Source organism: Microbacterium sp. (assembly GCF_047607225.1).
Lineage (GTDB): Bacteria > Actinomycetota > Actinomycetes > Actinomycetales > Microbacteriaceae > Microbacterium.
The window spans coordinates 1-7,180 of record NZ_JASGDO010000035.1; the positions used below are offsets into that span (position 1 = coordinate 1).

5 protein-coding genes are annotated in these 7,180 nt (G+C 69.5%); all 5 read left to right on the top strand.

The features are described from left to right. Positions 1–75 precede the first annotated feature (75 nt). The 5 genes from QM591_RS06545 to QM591_RS06565 all read left to right on the top strand — a co-directional run bounded on the left by QM591_RS06545 (position 76) and on the right by QM591_RS06565 (position 6,769). Positions 76–885 carry a carbohydrate ABC transporter permease gene (locus QM591_RS06545; RefSeq protein WP_231902800.1) on the top strand — a complete coding sequence of 270 codons (810 nt, stop codon included), beginning with the start codon at positions 76–78 and terminating at the stop codon, positions 883–885. Between the two features lie 70 nt (positions 886–955). Beyond that, complete coding sequence (locus QM591_RS06550) at positions 956–2,308, top strand: ABC transporter substrate-binding protein (RefSeq protein ID WP_415130805.1); 1,353 nt, start codon at positions 956–958, stop codon at positions 2,306–2,308. 95 nt (positions 2,309–2,403) lie between these two features. Further along, positions 2,404–4,176 (top strand): glycoside hydrolase family 35 protein, encoded by a 1,773-nt coding sequence (locus QM591_RS06555; RefSeq protein WP_415130807.1) that lies wholly within the window; start codon positions 2,404–2,406, stop codon positions 4,174–4,176. Between the two features lies 1 nt (position 4,177). Further along, complete coding sequence (locus QM591_RS06560) at positions 4,178–5,737, top strand: alpha-N-arabinofuranosidase (RefSeq protein ID WP_415130809.1); 1,560 nt, start codon at positions 4,178–4,180, stop codon at positions 5,735–5,737. 18 nt (positions 5,738–5,755) lie between these two features. Continuing rightward, positions 5,756–6,769 carry a LamG-like jellyroll fold domain-containing protein gene (locus QM591_RS06565; RefSeq protein ID WP_415130812.1) on the top strand — a complete coding sequence of 338 codons (1,014 nt, stop codon included), beginning with the start codon at positions 5,756–5,758 and terminating at the stop codon, positions 6,767–6,769. Positions 6,770–7,180 lie beyond the last annotated feature (411 nt).

The window sequence follows — 7,180 nt, forward strand, 5'->3', positions numbered from 1 at the left end:
CGGGCGGCCCGCCGCCTCGACCGCTCCGGCGGAACGGTGGACAACCCGCGCAAGTCGCTCACGCTGACGATCGTGATGAGCCTCTTCCTCGTCTACTCGTTCCTGCCGCTCGCCTGGCTCATCATCAGCTCCACCAAGACGCAGAACGCCCTCATCGGCTCGTTCGGCCTGTGGTTCTCGGGACCCTTCGCCTTCTTCGACAACGTCGCCCAGACCCTCACCTACAACGACGGCATCTTCGTCCGGTGGCTCGGCAACACGCTTTTGTACGTCGTCGCCGGTGCAGGCGGCGCGACGATCCTCGCGACCCTGGCCGGATACGGATTGGCGAAGTTCACCTTCCCCGGCAAGAAGGCGATCTTCGCGGTCGTCCTCGGAGCGATCGCCGTGCCCGGCACCGCCCTCGCCGTGCCGACATTCCTCATGTTCAGTCAGATGGGTCTCACCAACACCATCTGGGCGATCATCATCCCCTCGCTCATCTCGCCGTTCGGGCTGTACCTCATCTGGGTCTACGCGGTCGACTCGGTCCCCACCGAGCTTCTCGAGGCGGCGCGTGTGGATGGCGCGGGGGAGCTGCGCACCTTCTTCACGATCTCGATCAAGCTCCTCGCCCCGGGGATCGTCACCGTCGCGATGTTCGCGATCGTGGCGACCTGGAACAACTACTTCCTCCCGTTGATCATGCTCAACGACCCCGACCTGTTCCCGCTGACGATCGGTCTGCAGCTGTGGAACCAGCAGGCGACGGGGGTCGGATCCGACCCGATCTTCAACCTCGTGGTCACGGGAGCACTTCTCACGATCGTCCCGATCGTGATCGCGTTCCTCCTGCTGCAGCGGTTCTGGCAGTCGGGGCTCAGCGCGGGAAGCGTCAAGCAGTAGGGGACTGCTGACCGTCGAACCACCCCTCCCCACGATCCGACTCCGACGAAGCGGAAGGACACACACAGCAATGACAAAGCGCACACTGATCCGGGGGATCGCCACCGGCGCGGCCGCCCTGCTCATCGGGGCGGGCCTTGCCGCCTGCTCCACCGGCGACACCGGCAACGGCAACAACGCCGATCCGGGAAGCGCCGACGCGATCGAGAAGGCCCTCCAGGAAGGCGGCGAGCTCACGTACTGGACCTGGACGCCCTCTGCCGAGGCGCAGGTCAAGGCGTTCCAGAAGGCCTACCCCAAGGTCAAGGTGACGGTCGTGAACACCGGCAGCGCCAACGACAACAACCTCAAGCTGCAGAACGCGATCGCCGCCGGCTCCGGTGCCCCCGACGTCGTGCAGGTGGAGTACCAGTCCCTGCCGCAGTTCATCCTCTCCGAGTCGCTGCTCGACCTCAGCGCCTACGGTTTCGGCGACCTCGAGGACCTCTACACGCCCGGCCCGTGGGGCGCCGTCGCCCAGCAGGGTGGCATCTGGGGTCTGCCGCAGGACTCCGGACCCATGGCGCTGTTCTACAACAAGCGCGTGTTCGACGAGTTCGATCTCGACGTGCCGACCACGTGGGACGAGTACATCGAGGCGGGGCGGAAGCTCCACGCCGCCGACCCGGAGTACTACATCACCAACGACGCCGGCGTCGACGCCGGATTCGGCACCTCGATGATCTGGCAGGCCGGCGGCCGTCCCTTCTCCGCCGACGGCGAGAAGGTCACCGTCAACCTCGCCGACGAGGGCACGCTGAAGTGGGCGAACACGTGGGACACGCTCGTCGACGAGGGCCTCATGAGCCAGATCCCCGGGTGGACCGACGAGTGGTTCCAGGGCCTGGCCAACGGCAAGATCGCGACCCTGCCGATCGGCGCGTGGATGCCCGGCGTGCTGGAGTCCGGCGCGGCAGACGGTGCCGGCGACTGGCGCGTCGCGCCGATGCCCACCTACGACGGCGGCGCCGCGGTCACCGCGGAGAACGGCGGAAGCTCGGAGGCGGTCACCAAGCAGTCCAAGAACCCGGCGCTGGCCGCCGGCTTCCTCAAGTGGCTGAACTCGTCGGAGGAATCGATCGACGTCTTCCTCGCCAGCGGCGGGTTCCCGGCCACGGTCGCCGACCTGGAGTCGGATGAGTTCCTGAACTACGAGTCCGACTACTTCGGCGGTCAGAAGATCAACGAGGTGCTCGTGAGCGCCGCCAAGTCGGTGAGCACCGGCTGGCAGTACCTCCCGTGGCAGTCGTACGCCAACAGCATCTACGGCGACACGGTCGGAAAGGCCTACCTCAACAAGACGCCGATCGCCGACGGCCTCAAGGCCTGGCAGGACCAGAACGTGTCCTACGGCAAGGAGCAGGGCTTCACGATCAGCGAGTGATCCCTCCACGCGGGCGGCCGAGCGTCGACTCGGCCGCCCGCGTGCGTCCGCCCCCTCCCGCCTGCTCGCCCACCCTTCCCGCTTTGGAGACACCCATGACCGCCCGGACCTTCGAGATCGGAGAGCGGGACTTCCTGCTCGACGGCGCCCCGCACCGCGTGATCTCGGGAGCCCTCCACTACTTCCGCGTGCACCCCGATCAGTGGCGCGAGCGCATCCGCTGGGGCCGGATGATGGGACTGAACACGATCGAGACCTACGTGGCGTGGAACGAGCACTCCCCGGAGGCGGGTGTCGAGGGCGGTCCCGCGCGCTTCGACGCCGAGGGGCGCCTCGACCTGGCGCGATTCCTGCGCGAGGTGCAGGCCGAGGGTATGCACGCCATCGTCCGTCCGGGCCCGTACATCTGCGCGGAGTTCGACGGCGGCGGGCTGCCGGCGTGGCTCTTCCGTGACCCCGAGGTGGGCATCCGGAGCCTCGAACCCCGGTTCCTCGCCGCCGTCTCGGACTACCTGCGATCGGTCATGGAGATCGTCGCCCCTCTCCAGATCGACCGCGGCGGCCCCGTGATCCTGCTGCAGGTCGAGAACGAGTACGGCGCCTACGGGTCCGACCACGACTACCTGCGGGCCCTCACCGACCTCTTCCGCGAGTGCGGCGCCACCGTCCCCCTCACCACGGTCGACCAGCCGATGCCCGAGATGCTCGCAGCCGGCAACCTCCCCGACCTGCATGCCACGGGGTCGTTCGGCTCCCGTGCGACCGAGCGCCTCGCCGCCCTCCGCGCCCAGCAGCCGACGGGTCCCCTCATGTGCAGCGAGTTCTGGTGCGGGTGGTTCGATCACTGGGGTGCCCACCACCACACGACCGACCCCGCGGACTCCGCCCGCGAGCTGGACGCGTTGCTGGCCGCCGGTGCGTCGGTCAACATCTACATGCTCCACGGGGGCACGAACTTCGGTCTCACCAACGGCGCCAACGACAAGGGCGTCTATCAGCCCACCGTCACCAGCTACGACTACGACGCCCCGCTCGATGAGGCAGGCCGGCCCACCGAGAAGTTCTGGGCGTTCCGCGAGGTGATCTCCCGGTATGCGCCGGTGCCGGAGCTCGCCCGCGAATCGGTCGGTCCGCTCCCGGTCCCCGGGCCTGCACCGCTGCGGTATGCGGGCTCGCTCGACGATCTCGCGCCGGAAATCGGCGCCGCGGACTGGCACGAGCTCCCCACGATGGACGCCGCCGGGATCTGGCGCGGCCTCGCCCGGTACCGCGTGACCCTCGATCACGGCGACGACCCGGTGGTCCTGCGTTTCGGTGAGGTCCGCGATCGCGCGTGGGTGCGCCTCGACGGCCTGCCCGTGGCCACGCTCGCCCGCGAGCTGCACGAGGACGCCGTGACCCTTCCGCGAGGGGAGGGCGTGCTCGACATCCTCGTCGAGGACGAGGGCCGGGTGAACTACGGGGAGCGGATCGGCGAGCCGAAGGGCCTCATCGGTCCCGCGACGATCGGGGGCGCGCCGGTCACCGGCTGGCGCGTCTCCCGGGTTCCGCTCGAGGATCTCCCCGCGGTCGCCGCCCTCCCCTCCCCGGGGGTCGGGCTCGGCGCCGGCGTCTGGCGCGCGACGGTCGACCTCGATGCACCCGCCGACCTCGCCCTGTCCACCGAGGGCTTCGGGAAGGGGCTCGCGTGGTTCGGCGAGTTCTTCCTCGGCCGCTACTGGCGCAAGGGGCCGCAGCAGACGCTGTTTGTCCCGGCCCCCGCCACCCGTGCCGGCAGCAACGTCCTCACTATCGTCGAGTTCGAGTCGATGGCGTCCGAGGCCGCCGCCTTCGTCCCCGACCTCCGCCTCGGTCACACGGAGCACTGAGATGACCCAGCCCTCGTCCGCCCCCGCCCCGGGGCGCCCTACTCCCGGCCGGATCGCCCCCGCGGACGCGTCGTTCCCGCTTGACCGTCGCGTGTTCGGCGGGTTCGTCGAACACCTCGGCCGGCACATCTACGACGGGATCTACGAGCCCGGGCACGCCACCGCCGATGCGCGCGGATTCCGCGGCGACGTGATCGAGCTCGTGCGGGAGCTCGGCGTCTCCACCATCCGCTATCCCGGAGGCAACTTCGTCTCCGGGTATCGCTGGGAAGACGGCGTCGGCCCCGTCGCGGAGCGTCCCCGTCGTCTCGACCTCGCCTGGCACGTCACCGAGACGAACGAGGTGGGCCTGCACGAGTTCTCGCACTGGCTGGAGCAGGTGGGCTCGGACCTCATGCTCGCGGTCAACCTCGGCACACGCGGAACCGCCGAGGCCCTCGACCTGCTCGAGTACGCCAACGGCGAGGTCGACACGACGTGGGTGCGCCAGCGCGCCGCCCACGGCCGCGCCGAGCCCTTCGGCGTGACGATGTGGTGCCTCGGCAACGAGATGGACGGCTGGTGGCAGCTCGGCGCTCGCAGCGCCGCCGAGTACGGCGCGCTCGCGGCACGGACGGCACGCGCGATGCGCCGGTTCGATCCGCACCTCCAGCTCGTCGTGTGCGGCTCGTCCGCGCGCTCGATGCCGACGTTCGGTCAGTGGGAGCGGGAGGTGCTCGCGCACACCTTCGACGACGTCGACTTCATCTCGTGCCATGCCTACTACGAGGAGCGCGACGGAGATGCCCAGGAGTTCCTGGCCTCGGCGGTCGACATGGACCTCTTCATCCGGCAGGTCGTCGAGATCGCCGACGAGGTGGCGGCCGCCCGCGGCAGCGACAAGCGGATCATGATCTCGTTCGACGAGTGGAACGTCTGGTACCAGACGCGGTGGAATGCGATCGAGGGAACGCAGCCTCTCGACGAGTGGCCCGTCGCGCCGCGCCTCCTCGAGGACGTCTACACGGTGCAAGATGCGGTGGTGGTGGGCGACCTCCTCATCACGCTCCTCCAGCACGCCGATCGCGTCGCCTCGGCGTCGCTGGCGCAGCTGGTCAACGTGATCGGGCCGATCATGACCGAGCCGGGCGGGCCGGCGTGGCGCCAGACGACGTTCTTCCCGTTCTCCCTCACGTCTCGGCTCGCCGGGGCCCACGTGATCCCCGTCGCCGTGGAGGCGTCGACGTTCCACAGTTCTCGCTTCGGTGAGGTGCCCAGCATCAACGCCGTTGCGACGGTCGACGACGCGGGGCTGTCGCTCTTCCTCGTGAACCGGTCGCTGGAGGAGTCCGCCGAGGTTCGGATCGATGTGGCCGGTCATGCCGCCGCCGGGTTCGAGGTCGCAGAGAGCCACCTGTTGCACGACGCCGATCGCTACGCCGTCAACACGCTCGATGACCCCGACCGCGTGGCGCCCCGCCCCCTGCCGGGCGTGGATCTCTCGGATGGCGTCCTGTCGGCCACCCTGCCGCCGGTGTCGTGGGCGGCCGTGCGCCTGACGCCGCGGCCCGTCACGGCCTGACCCGGCCCTGAGCAGCGGCTGACCTATGGCGGGCAGAACTTCCCGCTGAACCAGTGGTCGAACGTCGTGATCTCCGTCTCCGGCACGCAGGGGAAGATGTACCTGAACGGCACCGTCGTCGCTACGAACGACAACATGAACGTCAAGCCGTCGGCGCTCGGCAACACGAACCGGAACTACCTCGGCAAGTCGCAGTACAGCGATCCGGCCTATGACGGTGCGATCGACGACTTCGCGATCTACGACCGGGCACTGACTGCGAACGAGATCACCGCGCTGGCAGCCGGACAGCCCGCCGCGGGGACCGTCGCGCACTACGCCTTCGACGAGGCGAGCGGAGCCACCCTGGTGGACTCCTCCGGCAAGGGACGCAACGGCACGATCGTCGTCGGATCGGGCGGTTCCACCTCCACGACCGCCACCGACGCGCAGACGGCCGATCGGTTCTGGACCCTCACCGAGGCTCGCGACACCGTCAAGCCGACGGTCGAGCGTGTGTCGCCGGCGACCGCCGGTCCGTTCCGCTCGCTGGACGTCCGCATCGATGCCGCGGACGATCGGGGGCTCGCGAAGATCGTCGCGAACGTCTACAGGGACGGCACTCTGGTCAAGAGCACCCAGTCGGCGGTGAAGGACGGGGCGAAGACGGCGACGCACACGGCGTCGGTGACGCTCCCCGATGGCGCATACACGCTGCGGTTCAATGCGCACGACCTCGCCGGCAACGTCGCCTCCACCGGCTCGTTCGTCTTCACGATCGACGCCACGCGTCCGACGGTGACCGTCAAGCAGGGCGATGCCTTCACGGCGGCCACCGGCGAGACGTACGACAAGGTCAGCTTCAAGCTGTATGACGCGGGCAAGATCGACAAGGTGGTGCTCAACGGGACGGTGAAGGACCTGTCCGACAACGTGTGGTCCGATGTGAACTTCGTCGCGCCGGGCGTGTTCGGGGCCGTCTCGGGTGAGAACACCCTGGTGGTCCACGACGTGGCCGGCAACACGCAGACCGTCACCTTCACCCTCAACTGAGGCCGGGCGGGCGTCCCTCCCCGGGAGGGGCGCCCCTCGGCCCGGGCCAAGAGCAGGCTCGGGTGGGCCTTCGGCCGTTTGGGGCGGCAGATTCGGCCCGTTCAGCCTGCTTTTGGCGCGGGGTGGCGGCCCCACACCGCGGGGCGGCGGGCCCTTGGCCCGGGCGGACGGCGGTGGCCGACGGCTGATCCGGCGCCGGTCTAGGGCGGGCCAAGAGCAGGCTCGGGTGGGCCTTCGGCCGTTTGGGCGGCAGATTCGGCCCGTTCAGCCTGCTTTTGGCACGGGGCGGCGGCCACACACCGCGGGGCGGCGGCCCTTGGCCCGGGCGGACGGCGGTGGCCGACGGCTGATCCGGCGCCGGTCTAGGGCGGGCCAAGAGCAGGCTCGGGTGGGCCTTCGGCCGTTTGGGGC

Excerpts from the sequence above, each read along its gene's own strand:
- QM591_RS06555 (WP_415130807.1), top strand. The coding sequence starts at position 2,404 with ATGACCGCCCGGACCTTCGAGATCGGAGAGCGGGACTTCCTGCTCGAC.
- QM591_RS06560 (WP_415130809.1), top strand. The coding sequence starts at position 4,178 with ATGACCCAGCCCTCGTCCGCCCCCGCCCCGGGGCGCCCTACTCCCGGC.
- QM591_RS06545 (WP_231902800.1), top strand. The coding sequence starts at position 76 with ATGAGCCTCTTCCTCGTCTACTCGTTCCTGCCGCTCGCCTGGCTCATC.
- QM591_RS06550 (WP_415130805.1), top strand. The coding sequence starts at position 956 with ATGACAAAGCGCACACTGATCCGGGGGATCGCCACCGGCGCGGCCGCC.